Origin of the sequence: Micrococcus sp. FDAARGOS_333 (assembly GCF_002206575.2) — a bacterium.
Taxonomy (GTDB): Bacteria; Actinomycetota; Actinomycetes; order Actinomycetales; family Micrococcaceae; genus Micrococcus; species Micrococcus lylae.
The window spans coordinates 2,525,346-2,543,785 of sequence record NZ_NJFJ02000001.1; the positions used below are offsets into that span (position 1 = coordinate 2,525,346).

The window sequence follows — 18,440 nt, forward strand, 5'->3', positions numbered from 1 at the left end:
GGTTCAGGCCTTCTTCCGTGTGGTGGTCTTCTTGGCCGGTGCCCTGCGGGCCGCCGGCTTCTTGGCGCCGCCGCGGGTGGCCGGGCCCTTCGCGCGCTTGTCCGCCAGCAGCTGGTAGGCCTCCTCGGCTGTCAGCTGCGCCGGGTCCTTGCCGCGCGGGACGGTGATGTTGGTCTGGCCGTCCGTGACGTACGGGCCGAAGCGGCCGTCCTTGACCACGACCTTCTTGCCGGACACCGGGTCCTCGCCGAACTCGGCCAGCGGCGGCTTCGCGGCGCCGCGGCCGCGCTGCTTGGGCTGGGCGTAGATCTCGAGGGCCTCCTCCAGGGTGATGGAGAAGATCTGCTCCTCGGACTGCAGCGACCGGGAGTCCGTGCCCTTCTTCAGGTACGGGCCGAAGCGGCCGTTCTGGGCGGTGATCTGCTCGCCCTCGGCGTCCGCACCGACCACACGGGGCAGGGACATCAGCTGCAGCGCCTGCTCCAGGGTGACGGTGTCCAGGTCCATGGACTTGAACAGGGAGCCGGTGCGCGGCTTCTCCTTCTTCGGCTTCTTCTTCGGCTTGGGCCTGCCGTTCTTGTAGTACTCGGTGGGCTGGGCGTCCATCCAGGCCTGCACCTGCTCCTCGGTCATCTCCGGGATGACCTCGGTGACGTACGGCCCGTAGCGGCCGTCCTTGGCCACGATGTCCCGGCCGGTCTCCGGGTCCTGGCCGAGGAGGCGCTCGGACGGCTTGGCGGTGGCGAAGAGCTCCTCGGCCTTGGCGGCGGTGAGCTCGTCCGGGGCCAGGTCCTCCGGGACGTTGGCGCGCGGCGGGGTGGTGCCGGCCTCGGCGTCCGCGGGCAGCGGCTTCTCCAGGTAGGGGCCGTACTGGCCCACGCGGAGGGTGATCTCGTCCGTGATGGGCAGGGAGTTCACGGCCCGGGCGTCGATGTCCCCGAGGTTCTCCACGATGTTCCGCAGGCCCTCGTCGCCGTCCTCGGCGCCGAAGTAGAAGGTCTGCAGCCAGGCGTCGCGGGCCAGCTCGCCGGCGGCGATGCGGTCGAGGTCGTCCTCCATGCGGGCCGTGAAGTCGTAGTCCACGTACTGGCCGAAGTAGTCCTCGAGCAGACCGATCACGGAGAAGGCGGTCCAGGACGGGACCAGGGCGTTGCCGCGCTTGGTCACGTAGCCGCGGTCCATGATCGTGGAGATCGTGGGCGCGTAGGTGGACGGGCGGCCGATCTCGCGGCGCTCCAGCTCGGCCACGATCGAGGCCTCGGTGTAGCGGGCCGGCGGGGTGGTCTCGTGGCCGGTGGGCTCCACGGGGTCGCCGGTGAGGGTGTCGCCCTGGGACAGCTCCGGCAGGCGGCGGCCCATGGAGTCCTTGGACTCGTCCTCTGCGCCGGCGTCCTTGCCCTCCTCGTAGGCGTCCAGGAAGCCCTTGAAGGTGATCACGGTGCCGGAGGCGGAGAATCCGGCCACGCGGCCGTCGGCCGCGGCGGCGGAGAAGCGCAGGGTGGCGGTGTAGCCCTTGGCGTCGGCCATCTGGGAGGCCACGGTGCGCTTCCAGATCAGTTCGTAGAGGCGGAACTCGTCCGGGCGGAGCTCGTCCTTCACCTGCGCCGGGGTGCGGAAGGAGTCGCCGGCGGGACGGATCGCCTCGTGGGCCTCCTGCGCGGACTCGCTGCGCTTGGCGTAGGCGCGGGGCTTCTCGGGCACCGAGGCGGCACCGTAGAGCTCGGTGGCCTGCGTCCGGGCCGCGTTCACGGCCTCCTGGGACAGGTTCACCGAGTCGGTACGCATGTAGGTGATGTAGCCGTTCTCGTACAGACGCTGGGCGACCTGCATGGACACACGCGAGGACATCCGCAGCTTGCGGGAGGCCTCCTGCTGCAGCGTGGAGGTGGTGAACGGGGCGGCCGGGCGGCGGGTGTACGGCTTGTCCTCCACGGCGTCCACGGTGAAGGAGGCGCCGGTGAGGCCCTGCGCCAGCGAGCCGGCGGCGGCCTCGTCCAGGTGGGCGACCTTCTTGCCGGCGGAGGCCTTCAGCTGCCCGGCGTCGTCGAAGTCGCGGCCGGTGGCCACGCGGACGCCGTCCACGGTGGACAGGCGGGCGGTGAAGCTCGAGCCCACGGCGCCGGAGGAGACGGCGCCCTCGTTCACGGTGAAGGTGCCCTCCACACCCCAGTACCGGGCGGCCACGAACGCCATGCGCTCGCGCTCGCGCTCCACCACCAGGCGGGTGGCCACGGACTGCACGCGGCCGGCGGACAGGCCGCGGGAGACCTTGCGCCACAGCACCGGGGACAGCTCGTAGCCGAACAGGCGGTCCAGGATGCGGCGGGTCTCCTGGGCGTCCACGAGGGCGGTGTCCAGCTCGCGGATGTTCTCCAGGCCGCGGGCGATGCCCTCCTTGGTGATCTCGCCGAAGGTCATGCGGTATACGGGGACCTTGGGCTTGAGGGTCTGCAGCAGGTGCCACGCGATGGCCTCGCCCTCGCGGTCGGCATCGGTGGCGAGGTAGAGCGCGTCCGCGTCCTTGAGCGCGCGCTTGAGCTCGGTGACCTTCTTCTTCTTGTCCGGGTACACCACGTAGTACGGCTCGAAGCCGTGCTCCGTGTCCACGGCGAACTTGCCGAACGGGCCCTTCTTCATGTCCGCCGGCAGGTCCGAGGGCTTGGGGAGGTCACGGATGTGCCCCACGGACGAGTCCACCACCCAGCCGTCGCCGAGGTACTTGGCGATCGACTTGCTCTTGGCGGGCGACTCCACGATGACGAGCTTCTTGCCCTCGGGCACGGTGCTGGTCACGGAAGCGGATGACGTGGACAAGGGGGTCCTCCTCGGACGGGGAAGGCGGTGGTCCCGGGCCGGTGCACGGCGCGCGCCGGCATCGGGCGGGCGTCCCCACATCGTAGGGGCACGCGGTGCCCACGATAACGCCCGGAGCCGGACAGGCCCCAGCACGGGTCTGTCCGCCGGAGGCGGACACAGGTCCTCTCGCCCGGCTCCGGGCGGGTGGGCCGTGGCAGCCCCACGGCCCCGCCCGCTCAGCCCACCTCCACCAGGAACCCGTCCTCGTACAGCTCACGAACGGCGACCAGCAGAGCGGTCTGCGCCCTCTCGTCCAGCTCCAGCAGCGCGCCGAGCGCCCCGACGATCTGCCCGACCGTCAGCTCCCCGTCGCTGGCCGCGAGCAGCCCGGCGGTGGCGGTGTCCAGGCGGGCGGTGCGGCGGAATCCGGCCCCCTGCCGGGCCAGGATGACCTCCGGGTGCTCGGCGCCGAAGCGCTGGTGGCGCTCCTCGGTCACGTCCGCGGCCACCGTGAGGTGCAGCGAGCGCAGGGTCGCCAGGGCCGGGTCCGTCCCGGCCCCCTTCCCGACGACGGCCCCCTCGCCTCCGACGGGCCGCCCACCGTGGTCCGTGGCCTCGACGTGGTCCGGGGCCGCACCGTGGTCCGTGCCCCGGCCCGCGGCGAGCCGGTCCCGACGGGCGACCGCGGCGGCCCAGGCACCGCCGATCGCGTCGTCGATCGGCTGCGTCAGCTCCTCGGTGTGGGTCCACGCTCCTGCCTGGGAGCCATCGGCGGCGGGGCGGCGCAGCCACACGTGGCCGAAGCCGACGCCCCTGACGCCGCGGGCGGCGAAGTCCGCCAGATACTGGACGTAGCGGCGCTGGTACTGCTCCGGGTCCAGCTCCAGCGAGGAGTCCTGCAGCCAGGTCTCGGCGTAGCCGGCGGCGTCCTGCAGGTCGCGCTGGATGATCCACGCCTGCACCGGCACGTCGCGGCCCTCGGCCGCGGAGACGGCGGCCGCCCCCTCGGCGACCCAGCGCCGGGGACGGGCGTCCCAGGACTCGGCGGAGGAAGCACCCGCCGAGGTGGACGAGGCACCCTCCGCGGCGGAGGCGAGCGGGCCGTCGTCGGCGCCTGACTCCGCCGCGGGGATCTCCCAGTTGGCGAGCATCTGCGCGGTACCGCCGGGGTTCAGGTGCGCCGGGATCGCGCTGATGAACTCGGCCACCAGCCGGTCCCCCTCGCGTCCGCCGTCCCGGTAGACCATCACCGGGGCGTCCGGGTCCGTGCGCGGGGTGATCACGAACGGCGGGTTGGAGACGACCATGTCGAAGCGGCGGCCGGCCACCGGGGTGAGCATGTCCCCGGTGAGCAGCTCCACGCGCTCGCCCGGGTTCTCCCGGTCCAGGCCCAGCACGTCCGCGTTGAGCAACAGGTTGAACCGGGTGTAGTCCAGGCAGCGCGGCGCCAGGTCCGTGGCGGTGACGTGGCGGGCGTGGGCGAGCAGGTGCAGGGTCTGGATACCGCAGCCGGTGCCGAGGTCCAAGGCGGTGTCCACCTCGCGGCGCTGGACGGCCCCGGCCAGGGTGAGCGAGGCGCGGCCGACGCCGAGGACGTGCTCAGCCGGCAGCGGGCCGCGCCGCTGCAGGGCGGTCTGGTCCGAGGCGACCCACATCGGACCCGGCTCGTCCGCGTCATAGGGAGAGAGGTCGCAGGCGGCACGGACAGTGCCCTCCGGGTCGCCCGGGTGGGCGTCCATGAGCAGTCCGGCCTCGCGCAGACCGTCCAGGCCGAGGGCGGGGACGGCGGCGGCGAGGTCCGCGGCGGGGACCGGGTCTCCGAGCATGAAGGCGCCGACCATCGCGGCCAGCGGCCGGTCCGTCTCCGAGACGCCGGCGGCCAGGACGGCGCGGGCCGCCTCAGCGTGCTCGCGGTCCAGGGCGGACACGGCCATGGCGCCCAGCAGGGCCTCCACGGCCCCGGTGGTGTAGGGCAGGGCGGCGAGGTCGGCGGCCAGCCTGGCGGCCGTCGTCGGGGTGAGGCGCGGTGCCGGCGGGACGGCCCCGGACGGGGCGGCGCCGTGCGAGCCGATGCCGGACGAGGCGGCGGGGACGGGAGAGGCGGTGCTCATGCAGTGCTCCGGGCGGTGCAGGCGGGACAGGTCCAGGCGGTGTCCTGGGCGCAGTCCGCGCAGCGGACGGTGAGGGTCGTGCAGGCGGGGTCGGCGCAGTTGCGCAGGTCCGAGGTGGGGGCCTGGCAGCCGTGGCAGCGGCCGATGGTCTCCGCGTCCTCGGTGAACCGGGTGGACAGGCGGCGGTCGAAGACGGCGAGCTCGCCGTGCCAGAGCCCGGAGTCCCCGAAGGCCTCCCCGTAGCGGACGATGCCGCCGTCGATCTGGTAGACCTCCTCGAACCCGCGCTGACGCAGCAGGGCGGAGAGGATCTCGCAGCGCACCCCGCCGGTGCAGTAGGAGACCACCGGGGAGTGCTTGAGGTGGTCCAGGGCGCCGGAGTCCACGGCAGCCAGCAGGTCCCGGGTGGTCTGCGCCTCGGGCACCACGGCCCCTTCGAAGCGCCCGATCTGGGCCTCCACGGTGTTGCGCCCGTCCAGGAACACCACCGGGCGGTCCGTGTCGGCGCGCTCGGCCACGAGCTCGTTGACCCGCTGCGGGCTCAGGTGTTCGCCGGTGCCGACCACGCCGTGCTCGTCCACCTCGATGCGCTCCGGGGCGCCGAACGCCACGAGCTCCGGCTTCACCTTCACGGACAGCCGCGGGAAGTCCTCGGCCGAACCGTCCGACCACTTCACGTCGAGGTCCCGGAAGGCCGGGTGCTCGCGGGTCTGCTTCACGTACTGCTTCACCGCGTCCACCGGCCCGCCGACCGTGCCGTTGATGCCCTGCGGGGAGACGATGATCCGCCCGGTCAGGCCCAGCTGGCGGCACAGGGCGCGCTGCCACAGGCGCACGGCCTCCGGGTCGGACAGCGGGGCGAAGCGGTAGTAGAGGGCGATGCGGGAGACGGTCGAGGGGCTCATCGGCGATCAGCCTAGTGCGGGACGAAAGGTACCGATCCGGTCACACGGCGTGGCCGACCTCACAACGGCAGGATAGTGTCGGAGCCATGACGGATTTCAAGGACGACGCACTGGTGGACACCTGGTTCGAGGCCTGGTCGCGTTCCCGCGGCTACGAGACCCGCCAGGACGGACGGACCCGCTCCGCGCTGCGCACCTCGCGCCCGGCGGGCATGATCCCGGGCGGCTCGGGGCGCGCCACGATGGACGTCCCCGCGGCGTGGGAGTACGTGCTCGTGGCCCCGACGCAGGCCGAGCTCGGCCCCATCCTCAAGGATCTCGACGAGCACCCGGAACGCATGGTGACCGTCTTCGGCGAGGCCGAGGCGGACCTGCCCGGCGCCGGGCTGAAGCAGGCCGTGGACTCCGAACGCCTCATGTCCGTGGAGATGGACCTCGAGGTCCAGGACGTGGAGCCCCCGCTGATGCCGGACGGCTACGAGGCGCACGTGGACGAGCCCGTCACCGGCAGCCGCCGCCTGCGGATCATGGCGACCGGCGCCTCCACCGCCCCCGAGGGCGAGGACGAGCTGGCCGCCATGGGCTGGGTGACCTTCTCCGACTCGACCGCGGTGTACGACCGCATCTGGACCTCCCCGCAGCACCGCCGCAAGGGCCTCGGTTCCCTGGTGATGCGCTATCTGACCAGCGAGGCGATGAGCCGGGGCGACATCTCCGAGGGCCTGCTCGTGGCCTCCCCGGACGGGCAGATGCTCTACGGCCACCTCGGCTGGAACGACCTCGCCCCGGTCTCCATCTGGGTCCGCGGCGACGGCGAGTCCATCCCGAGCCCGGAGCACACTGGCACGATGAGCAGGTGACCGACTCCTCCTCCACCCCGGATCCGTGGGGCTCCCCCGCGTCTGGACCCGTCCCCGACGACGGCCCCACGCCTTCCGGCGGTGAGCATGCGGCGTCGATCTGCGCGGCCCTCGGCCGCCGTCGCCTTCCGGAGCAGGTCAGGCACATCCGTCACCTTCCTGCCCGGCCGGCCCGACCGGTCGACTGGCCCGCACGCACCCCCGAGGGGTTCGTGCGGGCCCTCCGTGCGCTCGGGGTCGAACGGCCCTGGTCCAACCAGGTCCAGGCCGCGCAGGCCGCTCTGGACGGCCGCCACGTGGTGGTGGCCACCGGCACCGCCTCCGGCAAGTCGCTGGCCTACCAGCTGGCCGTGGCGTCCACGCTGGCCGAGGATCCGCGGGCGACCGTGCTCTACCTGTCCCCCACCAAGGCCCTGGGCGCGGACCAGCTGGCCTCCTGGACGCGCATCGCGGCCCAGGGGATGCCGGAGCTGCAGGTGGCCCCCTACGACGGGGACACCGACCCGGCCGAACGTGTGTGGGCCCGGCAGCACGCCTCGGTGATCCTGACCAACCCGGACATGCTGCACGTGGGGATCCTGCCCCACCACGAGCGCTGGGCGGACTTCTTCCGGCGCCTGGCCTATGTGGTGGTGGACGAGTCACACACCTACCGCGGCGTCTTCGGCTCCCAGGTGGCGATCCTGCTGCGGCGGCTGCGGCGGATCGCCGCGCACTACCGGAGGGACCGGGGCGAGACGGTGTTCATGGGCGCCTCGGCGACCTCGGCGGCGCCGGCCGAGCACTTCTCCCGGCTGATCGGCGCCGAGGCGGTGCAGGTGTCCGAGGACGGCTCCCCGCATGGCGCGGTGACGGTGGCGTTCTGGGAGCCGGAGCTGACCGACCGCCGCGGCGAGCACGGGGCGCCGGTGCGCCGCTCGGCCACCGCCACGGCGGCGGACCTGGTGACGGACCTGGCGCTGCAGGGCGTGCGGACGCTGGCGTTCATCAGGTCCCGGCGCGGGGCGGAGTCCATCTCCTCGATCGCCCGCAGTCAGCTCGATGAGGTGGAGCCGGGGCTGGGCGGCCGGATCGCCGCGTACCGCTCCGGGTATCTGCCGGAGGAGCGGCGCGAGCTGGAGGCGAGGCTGCGCTCCGGCGAGCTGCTCGGCATGGCCTCGACGCCGGCCCTGGAGATGGGCATCGACATCGCCGGCCTGGACGCCGTGGTGGTGGCCGGCTGGCCCGGCACACGCGCCTCGTTCTTCCAGCAGATCGGCCGGGCCGGGCGCTCCGGCGGCGAGTCCCTGGCGTTCTTCGTGGCCTCGGACGACCCGCTGGACACCTTCCTGGTGGAGCACCCGGAGGCCGTGTTCGACCTCGGTGTGGAGGACACCGTGGTGGACCCGCAGAACCCCCATCTGCTGGGGGCGCAGCTGTGCGCGGCGGCCGCGGAGATGCCGCTGACGCCGGAGGACCTGCCGCGGTTCGGGCAACCGGGCGCGGTGCGGGCACTGGTGGAGCGGCTCTGCGAGCAGGGGCTGCTGCGCCGACGTCCGGCCGGCTGGTTCTGGACCCACCCGGAGCATGCGGCGGGCATGGTGTCCCTGCGGGACGACGGCGGCGGGCCCGTGCAGATCATCGAGGCCGAGTCCGGGGCACTGCTGGGCACCATGGACTCCCCGCAGACCCACTACCAGGCCCACCCGGGCGCGGTGTACATCCATCAGAACCGGACGTACCTGGTGCTGGAGCTGGACGAGGACGCGCACGCGGTGATCGTGCAGCGGGCGTGGCCGGACTACTTCACCACCGCCCGGGACGTCACCGAGATCGAGATCCAGGGCATCGTCCGCCAGGTGGCGTCGGCCGGGTCCTCGGTGCGCTGGTCCGTGGGCGACGTCCGCGTGACCACCCAGGTGGTGTCCTTCCAGCGCAAGGCGCTGATCTCCGGTGAGGTCCTCGGCGAGGAGCCGCTCGAGCTGCCGGCGAGGGACCTGTTCACGCAGGCGGTCTGGTACCAGGCGACGTCTCAGGAGCTGGTGGCCGCCGGACTGACCACGGACCGGCTGCCGGGCGCCCTGCACGCGGCCGAGCACGCGATGATCGGCATGATGCCGCTCGTGGCCTCGAACGACCGCTGGGACATCGGCGGTGTCTCCATGGTCCTGCACCCGGACACCGGCGTGCCCACCGTGTTCGTCTACGACGGCCGCCCCGGCGGCGCCGGCTTCGCCGAGCGCGGGTTCGCGCAGGCGCGCCGCTGGGTGGAGGCGACCGCGGCCGCCGTGGCGACCTGCGAGTGCGAGGACGGCTGCCCCTCCTGCGTGCAGTCCCCCAAGTGCGGCAACCGCAACTCGCCTCTGGACAAGGGCGGCGCCCTCACCGTGCTGGCGCTGCTGTCCCGGACGTTCGACGACCTGGCTGAAGTGCCCGCCGAACAGGTCCTGCCGGCCGAGTTCGCGCCGACGGCGGCCGCGGACGGCGAGGCCTGAATCACGGCGGGCCCGCCTTGGCGGTGGCCTCCGCGTCGGCACCGAAGGCCTGCTCCACGGCGACGGTGACCGTGACGGTGGACTGGTCGCCGGGCTCGCAGGAGACCAGCCGGGCACCGTTGCGCTCGGCCGTCGTCTCGGCGAGGGCGCAGGCGTCCGTGCCGGTGGGGTCGATCCCGCGCAGGGCATCCGCGGCGGCGAGCGCCGCCAGGTCCGCCGCGCCGCTGGCCACGGCCGCGGTGTGGGCTCCCTGGCCCACGCCGGCGACCAGCACGCAGAGCCCCAGTCCCAGCGAGGCCGTCCCGAGGGCGGTGAGCGTGCCGCTCATGGCCCCTCGCCCTCCTCGGCGTCGGGTGTCGGCTCGGACGACGGCGCCGGCTCCGGCGCCGGAGCATCCCCGTCGGCCGGTGGGTTCGCCGGTGCGGGACCGGTCTGCGCCCTCTGGTTCGGTGCCGAGGCCTCCGCCTTCACCTGCAGGTCGGGGAACCAGCCGAGGGGCCCGGGGGCACCCCGGGCGACGGTCACGGAGACCCAGGTGCCGTCGTCGTGGTGGTCGAGCGAGGCGCCGTCCCCGGCCATCCGGGTGACCGCCTGGGCCGCCTGCTCCGGGGAGTCGCCGCGGGCGATGATGCGAGCCGCGGCCCCGGCGGCGTCCTGGTTGCGGACCTGCTGCAGGCCGACCCCGCCCGTGGCGACCACGGCGGCGATGACCAGCACCGCCACCGGCAGCAGCGCCGCGTACTCGGCGGTGACGGCACCGCGGTCCGCGCGCAGGCAGGCGGTGGCCCGGGCGTGGGGGCGCCGCGGGCGGTCGGCCCCGGGCCGGGCGACGGTCTGGCGCCCGGCCCGGAGCAGATCGGTGTGGACGTCAGCCACGGTTCAGCGCCTCGCCCACGAGCTCGGCGAGCATGCCCTGCACGTCGCCGCTGGAGAGCACCAGGGCGAGGACGCCGGCGAAGCCCACCGCAGCGAGCGTGAGGATGGCGTATTCGGCGGTGGTGGCGCCCGTGTCGTCCTGGAGCCGGGCGGACCAGGACGCCGCGCGGCGGGCGCCGAGGGCCTTGACGGCGGCGAGCTGGACGGCCTCCGCCGCGGCCTCGGAGGCCGCGGCGACGGCGCGGGCGTTCTCGGTGTCCTGGGCGGTGTGGTTCATGATGTTTCCCTCCATCGGTGTGACGGTCCGCGTCGGTGCGGACCTGCCGGGCCGGATGCCCGATGTCTCCAGGCTTCTGCATTCCGTGGTGCCGCTGCCGGGCCGCTCGGGCGCGCCGTGGACAGGCACGGCGTGTCGGTCGGCTGTGGAGGACGGGACGGGCCGGTTCGGGGCTGCGCCGGCGGACTTTCGCCCCCGGCGTGCCGCTTGCCGCTCCCTCATCACGGTCCGCGCAGCATCATCAGCAGCAGGGGCAGCACGCCGAGGCAGACGAAGGCCGGCAGGTGGCACAGACCGAGCGGGACCACCAGGCGTACGGCCAGCTGTTCGGCGGCCAGCTCGGCGGTGCGGCGCCGCTCCTGTCGGACGGCCCTGGCCGCCTGGGTGAGGCCGGCGGCCCCGGCCATGCCCGAGGTGTGCAGCGGCTGCAGGCGCCGGCCCAGCTCCGCCAGCTCCTCATCCGCCAGGTCCTCCCACGCCTCGTCCCAGTCGGCACCCCAGCGCAGCCGGGCCAGCACCGGCCGCAGTCGCTGCCCACCCGGCAGGGCCACGGCGGCCCGCTCGAGCGCCCCGACCAGCGAGGCCCCCGAGCGCAGCAGCGCCGCGGTGACGTCCAACCAGGCGGCGGCGTCCACCTCACGCCCGGGGCCGGCGGCAGTGCGCAGCAGGCTCTGCGCCCAGACGTGCCCGACCGCGGCGAACAGCACCCCGGCGGTGAGGACCAACCAGCCGAGCCGGTCGCTGAGCAGGGAATCCGGCCCCGCCCCGAGCAGCCAGGCGATCCCCAGCCCGCCCAGCGGCATCCAGCGCAGAAGCGTCACGGTGGACTTCGGTCCGGCCGCCGCGGCGCGTCGGGCCCGTTCGGCGTCCAGCTCGGCGGCGGAGGCGTCCGCGAACCGCTCGGCCGTCTCCGCCGGCGCCGCACCCGAGGCCCGGCAGACCTGAAGCAGCGCCAGCAGCGTCTGCCATTCGACCACTCCGCTCGGTCCGGGCACCCGCCGCGGGTCTGCCCCGAGCTCCACGGCGGCTGCCAGGCCGCGCAGGCTGTGGCCGAGGCAGCACCCCGGCTCAGGGCGCACGCAGACGTCCTCCCGGTCAGCCACCAGCCTCCATGCCTGTCCCTCACCCGAACCGGTGCGCAGCAGCGCGGCCCAGCGGCGCACGGCCTCGACGAACCGCAGCCGCTGCCGGTCCGCGGCACCGGTCCGCACGGCCGTCCACCGGCGCCACCTCGCCCCGACTCGGCTGGGCCGCCAGCTGGGCAGCCGGCCGGGCAGCCGGCTGGGCAGCCGGCCGGGAAGCCGCGCCCTCACGGGGCCCGCCCTTTCAGCCGGGCCGCGAGCACGTCCCATCCGGGGCCGCGCACCGCCCGGCCGTCCACGTCCGTGAGCACCGGCAGCATGCGCAGCCCCGCCCCGTGCTCCTCAACCACGGGCACGGCCAGGGACACCGGGTGCCGCCCGGCCGCGTCCCTGCGCAGGTGGAGCACCGCGTCCACGCCGGCGTGCACCTGGGCGGTCAGCGCCTCGGCGGACCATCCGGCCAGCGCGCCCATGGCGGTCAGGCGTGCGGGCACGTCGTCGGCGGAGTTGGCGTGCAGGGTCCCCCACGCGCCCTGGTGGCCGGTGTTCAGGGCGGTGAGCATCTCGGCCACCTCCGCGCCACGGCACTCGCCCACCACCAGCCGGTCCGGCCGCATGCGCAGCGCCTGCCGGATCAGCTCGGCCAGCCCGACTTCTCCGGCTCCCTCGGCGTTGGCCGACCGCGCCTGGAGGCAGACCACATGCGGATGCGCCGGAGCCGCTTCCAGGGTGTCCTCCACGGTGATGATCCGCTCCGCCGGGTCCGCCTCCCCCAACGCGGCGGACAGCAGCGTCGTCTTGCCGGTGCCGGTCGCCCCGGAGACCAGCACGGTCGCGTGCGCGGCCACCAGGTGCCGCACCGCCGCCTGCCACCGTTCGCCGTCCGGCCAGCCCTCGGCGAGCACGGCCAGGCTCGGTCTGCGCCGTGACGGCACGCGCAGGCTCAGCAGCGGCCCCGCCCCGGACAGCGGCGGCAGCACGGCGTGCACGCGGATCCCGTCCACGCGGGCGTCGGCCAGCGGCACGGCGGCGTCGAGGCGTCGGCCGGCCCGGTGCAGCAGGCGCACCGCCAGCTGCCGCGCCCGCTCGGGCGGCAGGATCGTCCCGGTCTGCCGCAGCCCGTCCGCGCCGTCGGTCCACACCCTCCCGTTCCCGTCCACGAGCACATCGGTCACCCCGTCCGCCCGCACCAGCGGTGCCAGCGGGCCGAACCCGGACAGCTCATCGGTCAGCAGCCGGGCCCGCTCGGCCGCCCCACCTGCCGTCAGCACGAGGCCGTCCTGCTCCGCCACGGCCTCCACGGCCGCGCGGCAGGCCTGCTCGGTCGGCTCACCGCCGGTCCCGACGGCGGCCGCCTCGCCGTCGTCGTCGCCCCTCGCCTGACGTTCGGCCAGCCAGGACCGGGCCCGGTCCAGCCACGCCGGCGGCGTCATCGCCTGGTCGACGGCAGGCGATGACACGTTCCCGGCGACGGCGCAGGCAGGGGCGAGGGAGCCGTCGTCGGGACGTAGCTGCGCAGCGGGCTCGGGCTCACGGGCCCTGCGGAGCCGGCCGATCAGGTCCGGGTGCCGCAGGCGGCGGCGAGGGCGGGCGATCACGGGAGGCTCGGGCACGAAGGGACGCATGTCCCCCAGTCCATCTCCCGGCGTCCGCGCCGGGGACGCCTCGGGCCGATCTGTGGACACAGGGCCGCCCGCGGGCACCCTGTGCAGGAGAGGTCAGCCGGCGACGGGGCGGCGGGTCTCGGCGTCGAGCACCACGGACTTGTCCCAGGCGGTGTCCCAGTCCAGCAGGTGGAGGATGCGGTCCAGGATGGCGGCGGTGACGCCCCAGACGAAGCGGTCCTGGACCCCGAACCCGGGGGTGATGCCCGTCCGGCCACCCGGGCGGGCGACCACGAAGCGGTTCTCCGGTGCCACCAGATCAGCCACGGGCACGCGGAACACGGCGGCCGCCTCCTGGCGGTCCACCACGGCCACACGGGAAGGCTCCCGCCACCAGCCGATGACCGGATGGATGACGTAGCCGGACACGGACACCGGCACCGGCGGGAGGACGCCGAGCACCTCCACGCCGGCGGGGTCCAGGCCGGTCTCCTCCTCGGCCTCACGCAGGGCGGTGGCCACCACGTCCTCGTCGTCCGGGTCCACGCGGCCTCCCGGGAACGCGACCTGTCCGGCGTGCGTGCGCAGGGTGGCCGCGCGCTGGGTCAGCAGCACGTCCACCTCCGGGTGCACGGCAGCGGAGGCGTGCTGCGCCGGGACGTCGTCCAGGGAGCCGAACAGCACCAGCACCGCCGAGGCGCGGGCGTCCGGCGTGGACGGCCAGCGGAAGCCCCAGGTGCGGGCCGAGGCCGCCGGGACCCGGGTCAGCGATGCAGGTTCCCGGCCGGACGCGTTCTCCGGCGCCCCGTGCGCGGCCACGAGGTCCTGCAGGGCGCGGTGCGCGTCGTCGAGGCTCGGGCGGGCGGAGGCGGCGGAGGTCATCCCACCACCGTAGTGCCCGGCCCGGCTACGCTCACCCCATGGACACCGGCTCCGCACCCCGCACCGAGCCGTCCGCGGACGGGACTGCTCTCGACGAGCCGCTGGACGTCGCGGTGGTCGGCGCCGGCCAGTCCGGGCTGGCGTGCGGGTACTTCCTGCGGCGCTGGGCCCAGGACGTCGAGCGCGGCCGCTCCCCGGGCCCGGCCCCGCGGTTCGCCCTGTTCGACGCCTCTTCCGAGCCCGGCGGCTCCTGGCCCCGCCACTGGCCCTCGCTGCGCCTGTTCTCCCCTGCCGAGCACTCGTCCCTGCCCGGCCGGCGGATGCCCGGCTCCGGCGAGGACAACCCGGACGCCGCGCACGTGGTGGACTACCTGGCCGACTACGAATCCCGCTACGACCTGCCCGTCCGCCGAGGCGTCCGCGTCGCCTCCGTCTCCCGGCAGGACGGGCGCTTCGCGCTGAGGGACGACGACGGCCGCCTCCTCGCCCTGTCCCGCACCGTGGTCTCGGCGACCGGCTCCTTCACCCGCCCCTTCGTGCCCGCCCTGCCCGGCACCGCGGACTTCACCGGACGGCAGCGGCACTCCTCGGCCTACACCGGTCCGCAGGGGTACGCCGGCCGCCGCGTGCTGGTGGTGGGCGGAGGGAACTCGGGAGCACAGATCGCCGCGGACCTGCACGGCTCCGCCGCCGCTGTCACCTGGGCGACCCAGCGCCCGCCCCGGTTCATGCCGGACGACGTGGACGGCCGCGTCCTGTTCCGCCTGGCCTCCGCCCGCGTGCTGGACCGACGGACGGAGCAGGTCGGCACGCCGGGCGAGGACCTCGGGGACATCGTAGCCGTGCCGCCGGTCCGTGCGGCCCGGGACGCCGGAGCGATGGACGCCGTCCCCGCCCCGTCCCGGCTCACCGCGCACGGCGCCGCCTGGGACACGGACGCCGGCCGCCGCCACGGCTGGCCCTCCGGCGCCGGCGCACCCGCGGCAGCGGCGGTCCGCGGCACCGAACAGCGGTTCGACGACGTCCTGTGGTGCACCGGATTCCGCCCGGAGCTGCGCCACCTGCGCGGCCTGCTGCAGGAGCCCACCCGGTCCGGGCGTCCGCGCATGCACGAGCATCTGCGCACAGCCAGCGCCGACGTGGACGGCCTCTACCTGCTCGGCTACGGCGACTGGTGCGGCCCGGCCTCGGCCACGCTGACCGGCGTGGGCCTGTTCGCCCGTGCCACGGTCGCGGACATCGAGGCGCGGCTGCGCGACGACCACTGAGTCGACGGCTCCGTCTCACGACCCGCCCCGCACGAGGCGAGCCGCCAGGCGGCGGCGAGCGGCCGTCGTCGTCACGCCGGGCGCGGGCCGGCGGCGGTCAGGCCTCCAAGCCGTAGCCCATCGCCCGCAGCTCGCGACGGGTCTTGCCTTCGAGCATGAGGCGGTGCAGCTGCTCACGGCCGGGCTTGAGCTCGTAGGAGAGCAGCTGCTGCGCCTTCTGAGGGTCGGTCTCCCCCTCGCCGTAGGACGGGCACCACTGCGCCACCGGGCAGGCGCCGCACGCCGGCCTCTTCGCATGGCAGATGCGCCGGCCGTGGAAGACGAGGCGGTTGGACAGGGAGGTCCAGTCCCGCTTCTCGAACAGCGCGGCGACCTCGTGTTCCACCTTCACCGGGTCGATCTGCTCGGTCATGCCCAGGCGGCGGGCGAGCCGGCCGAAGTGGGTGTCCACCGTGATGCCGGGCTGGCCGAAGGCGTTGCCGAGCACCACGAACGCCGTCTTGCGGCCCACCCCCGGCAAGGTGACGAGGTCCTCGAGGCGCCCGGGCACCTCACCGTCGAAGCGCTCGACCAGTTCGCGGGAGAGCTTGAGGACGGCGGCCGCCTTGTTCCGGTAGAAGCCGGTGGGGCGCACCAGCTCCTGCAGCTCCACCTCGTCCGCGGCCGCCATGGCCGTGGCGTCCGGGAACCGCGCGAACAGGGCCGGGGTGACCGCATTGACCCGCACGTCCGTGGTCTGCGCGGACAGCACCGTGGCCACCAGCAGCTCGAACGGCGTGGTGAAGTCCAGCTCTGCCACGGCATACGGATACGTCTGCCCCAGCACGCGGTGCACCTTGCGCACGCGGCGCTTCAGTCCCAGCAGGGTCTCCCCCGTCGGGGTCGCGACGGCGGCTCGGTCGCCTGGGTCTGTCCGGCTCACGGGTCCTGTGCTCCTGTTCGGCGGGGGCGGGGTCCGGTGACCCACTCTAGGCGCGCGTCACACAACGGCATGTACTTGTCTCGACCCCCGCCGTGGCGGCATTCTTGCGACAGGCAATGATGTGGCCCGCATCACAGGCATGTGGTGGCGGGTGACCGTGCACCCTCCCCGAAAGGAGAACCATGTCCGAGGACGTCACCGTCTACCCGCCCAGCGAGGAGTTCGCGAAGAACGCCGTGGCCGGCGCGGAGCTGTACGAGGAGGCCGAGGCGGACCGCCTGGCCTACTGGGCCCGCCGCGCCCGCGAGCAGCTGCACTGGGAGCAGGACTTCACCGAGGTCCTCGACTGGTCCGACGCCCCGTTCGCCAAGTGGTTCGCGGACGGCACCACGAACGCCGCCTACAACGCCCTGGACCGCCATGTGGAGGCCGGCCACGGCGACCGCGTGGCCATCCACTTCGAGGGTGAGCCGGGCGACACCCGCACCTACACCTACGCGGAGCTGGCCGCCGAGGTCCGCAAGGCGGCCAACGCCTTCGAGTCCCTCGGCGTGGCCAAGGGCGACCGCGTGGCCGTGTACCTGCCGATGATCCCCGAGGCCGTCATCACGATGCTCGCCTGCGCCCGCATCGGCGCCGTGCACTCCGTGGTGTTCGGCGGGTTCTCCTCGGACGCCCTGCGCTCCCGTGTGGACGACGCCGAGGCCACGCTGGTGGTGACCTGCGACGGCTCCTACCGCCGGGGGAAGGCCTCCGCTCTGAAGCCCGCCGTGGACCAGGCGCTCAAGGAGCCCGGCCACACCGTGGACCACGTGCTCGTGGTGCGCCGCAACGGGATCGAGACCGAGATGGTCGAGGGCCGTGACGTCTGGTGGCACGACGTGGTGGACACCGCCTCCGACGAGCACGAGATCGTGTGGCACGACGCCGAGCACCCGCTGTTCATCCTCTACACCTCCGGCACCACGGGAAAGCCCAAGGGCATCCTCCACACCACCGGCGGCTACCTGGTGCAGGCCTCGGCCACGCACCGGGACACCTTTGACCTGCACCCGGAGACCGACGTCTTCTGGTGCACCGCAGACGTCGGCTGGGTGACCGGCCACTCCTACGTCGCCTACGGTCCGCTCGTGAACGGCGCCACCCAGGTGATCTACGAGGGCACCCCGGACACCCCGCACCAGGGACGCTGGTGGGAGATCGTCCAGAAGTACGGCGTGACGATCTTCTACACCGCCCCCACCGCCATCCGCACCTGCATGAAGTGGGGCCGCCAGATCCCGGACGAGTACGACCTGTCCAGCCTGCGCGTGCTCGGCACCGTGGGTGAGGCCATCAACCCGGAGGCGTGGCGCTGGTTCCATGAGGTCATCGGCGGGGAACGCTGCCCGATCGTGGACACCTGGTGGCAGACCGAGACCGGCGCGCACATGCTCACCCCGCTGCCGGGTGTGACCGCCCTGAAGCCGGGCTCGGCCCAGCGGCCCGTCCCCGGCGTGGATCTGTGTGTGGTGGACGAGACCGGCGCACCCATGGAGGGCACCGGCGCCGGGTTCCTCGTGGCCCGCGAGCCGTGGCCGTCCATGCTCCGCGGCATCTGGGGCGACCCGCAGCGCTTCAAGGAGACCTACTGGAGCCGCTTCCTCGGCATGTACTTCGCCGGCGACGGCGCCCGATACGACGAGGACGGCGACATCTGGCTGCTCGGCCGCGTGGACGACGTCATGAACGTCTCCGGCCATCGCCTCTCCACCACAGAGATCGAGTCCTCGCTGGTGGCCCATGAGGCCGTGGCCGAGGCCGCCGTGGTCGGCGCCGCGGACGACACCACCGGCGAGGCCGTGTACGCGTTCGTCCTCCTCACCGAGGAGGCCGCTGCGAAGGACCCGGACACCGCCGAGATGGAGGAGCAGCTGCGCCTGCATGTGGGCCAGGACATCGGGCCGATCGCCAAGCCCAAGCGCGTGCTCGTGGTCCCGGAGCTGCCGAAGACCCGGTCCGGCAAGATCATGCGTCGCCTGCTCAAGGACGTGGCCGAGGGCCGCGATCCGGGTGACGCGTCCACCCTCGCGGACCCGACGGTCATGCAGAAGATCGTCGGCGCCATGGGCTCCAAGGGCTGAGGCCGGCGCACCCGGGCGGCGGACGCCGCAGCGACGAGGACCCCGCCTCCTGATGCAGGAGGCGGGGTCCTTTCGGCGCGGTGCGGACCTGTTCAGTCCTCGCCGGTGCGCACGTAGCGGGGGTCGCCGGGCTCGGGCTCGGTCCCCAGCACGCCGGACGTCTCGTCCGGGTGCTTCATCAGGTGCAGCAGGGAGGCCAGCAGGCCGCCCCAGATCAGACCGCACATGACGATCATCATGACGATGGCGATGGGATCCAT

15 protein-coding genes are annotated in these 18,440 nt (G+C 74.0%); 4 read left to right on the forward strand and 11 right to left on the reverse strand.

Translation table 11 applies throughout. The features are described 5' to 3' along the window. Positions 1–3: 3 nt before the first annotated feature. The 3 genes from topA to CEQ11_RS11300 form a co-directional block, all read right to left on the reverse strand. On the reverse strand, positions 4–2,793 hold the full coding sequence (topA, locus tag CEQ11_RS11290) for a type I DNA topoisomerase (protein WP_369804941.1): 2,790 nt from the start codon (positions 2,791–2,793) through the stop codon (positions 4–6). A 239-nt stretch (positions 2,794–3,032) separates the two neighbouring features. After that, complete coding sequence (locus CEQ11_RS11295; protein WP_088478663.1) at positions 3,033–4,907, reverse strand: methyltransferase; 1,875 nt, start codon at positions 4,905–4,907, stop codon at positions 3,033–3,035. Next, positions 4,904–5,812: a rhodanese-related sulfurtransferase gene (locus tag CEQ11_RS11300; protein ID WP_087134494.1), complete on the reverse strand. Its 909-nt coding sequence runs from the start codon at positions 5,810–5,812 to the stop codon at positions 4,904–4,906. The genes CEQ11_RS11295 and CEQ11_RS11300 overlap by 4 nt, the downstream gene beginning before the upstream one ends. 86 nt (positions 5,813–5,898) lie before the next feature. On the opposite strand from CEQ11_RS11300, the gene CEQ11_RS11305 reads away from it, so the two are divergent. Both CEQ11_RS11305 and CEQ11_RS11310 read left to right on the forward strand, forming a co-directional pair. Continuing rightward, positions 5,899–6,672 carry a GNAT family N-acetyltransferase gene (locus tag CEQ11_RS11305; RefSeq protein ID WP_088478664.1) on the forward strand — a complete coding sequence of 258 codons (774 nt, stop codon included), beginning with the start codon at positions 5,899–5,901 and terminating at the stop codon, positions 6,670–6,672. Next, on the forward strand, positions 6,669–9,146 hold the full coding sequence (locus CEQ11_RS11310) for a DEAD/DEAH box helicase (RefSeq protein WP_369804927.1): 2,478 nt from the start codon (positions 6,669–6,671) through the stop codon (positions 9,144–9,146). The genes CEQ11_RS11305 and CEQ11_RS11310 overlap by 4 nt, the downstream gene beginning before the upstream one ends. A gap of 1 nt (position 9,147) precedes the next feature. Here the strand turns inward: CEQ11_RS11310 and CEQ11_RS11315 are convergent, their stop codons facing one another. The 6 genes from CEQ11_RS11315 to CEQ11_RS11340 all read right to left on the reverse strand — a co-directional run bounded on the left by CEQ11_RS11315 (position 9,148) and on the right by CEQ11_RS11340 (position 13,867). After that, complete coding sequence (locus CEQ11_RS11315; protein WP_067191080.1) at positions 9,148–9,474, reverse strand: Rv3654c family TadE-like protein; 327 nt, start codon at positions 9,472–9,474, stop codon at positions 9,148–9,150. Further along, positions 9,471–10,022, reverse strand: a complete 552-nt coding sequence (locus tag CEQ11_RS11320; RefSeq protein ID WP_088478665.1) for a TadE family type IV pilus minor pilin — start codon at positions 10,020–10,022, stop codon at positions 9,471–9,473. The genes CEQ11_RS11315 and CEQ11_RS11320 overlap by 4 nt, the downstream gene beginning before the upstream one ends. Further along, a complete protein-coding gene (locus CEQ11_RS11325; RefSeq protein WP_088479029.1) occupies positions 10,015–10,299 on the reverse strand; it encodes a DUF4244 domain-containing protein in 285 nt (94 codons plus the stop codon). Before CEQ11_RS11325 ends, CEQ11_RS11320 begins: the two co-directional genes overlap by 8 nt. Positions 10,300–10,520: 221 nt before the next feature. Further along, the gene (locus CEQ11_RS11330; protein WP_227718856.1) at positions 10,521–11,510 is read right to left on the reverse strand and encodes a type II secretion system F family protein; all 990 of its coding nucleotides are present in this window, start codon (positions 11,508–11,510) and stop codon (positions 10,521–10,523) included. 98 nt (positions 11,511–11,608) lie between these two features. Beyond that, positions 11,609–13,006, reverse strand: coding sequence for a TadA family conjugal transfer-associated ATPase (locus CEQ11_RS11335; RefSeq protein WP_088478667.1), 1,398 nt, complete (start codon positions 13,004–13,006; stop codon positions 11,609–11,611). Between the two features lie 93 nt (positions 13,007–13,099). Further along, positions 13,100–13,867 (reverse strand): CoA pyrophosphatase, encoded by a 768-nt coding sequence (locus CEQ11_RS11340; protein WP_088478668.1) that lies wholly within the window; start codon positions 13,865–13,867, stop codon positions 13,100–13,102. A 38-nt stretch (positions 13,868–13,905) separates the two neighbouring features. Between CEQ11_RS11340 and CEQ11_RS11345 the strand changes: the two genes are divergently transcribed. Beyond that, positions 13,906–15,135: an NAD(P)-binding domain-containing protein gene (locus CEQ11_RS11345; RefSeq protein ID WP_088478669.1), complete on the forward strand. Its 1,230-nt coding sequence runs from the start codon at positions 13,906–13,908 to the stop codon at positions 15,133–15,135. A gap of 97 nt (positions 15,136–15,232) precedes the next feature. Here CEQ11_RS11345 and nth read toward each other — a convergent pair whose 3' ends face one another. Further along, complete coding sequence (gene nth, locus CEQ11_RS11350; RefSeq protein ID WP_067191067.1) at positions 15,233–16,057, reverse strand: endonuclease III; 825 nt, start codon at positions 16,055–16,057, stop codon at positions 15,233–15,235. Positions 16,058–16,239: 182 nt separating this feature from the next. Between nth and acs the strand changes: the two genes are divergently transcribed. Then, entirely contained in the window at positions 16,240–18,180 is a 1,941-nt protein-coding gene (acs, locus tag CEQ11_RS11355; RefSeq protein ID WP_067191065.1) for an acetate--CoA ligase, read from the forward strand. Positions 18,181–18,272: 92 nt separating this feature from the next. On the opposite strand, the gene CEQ11_RS11360 is transcribed toward acs, so the two are convergent. Next, positions 18,273–18,440, reverse strand: coding sequence for a methionine/alanine import family NSS transporter small subunit (locus CEQ11_RS11360; RefSeq protein WP_083315398.1), 168 nt, complete (start codon positions 18,438–18,440; stop codon positions 18,273–18,275).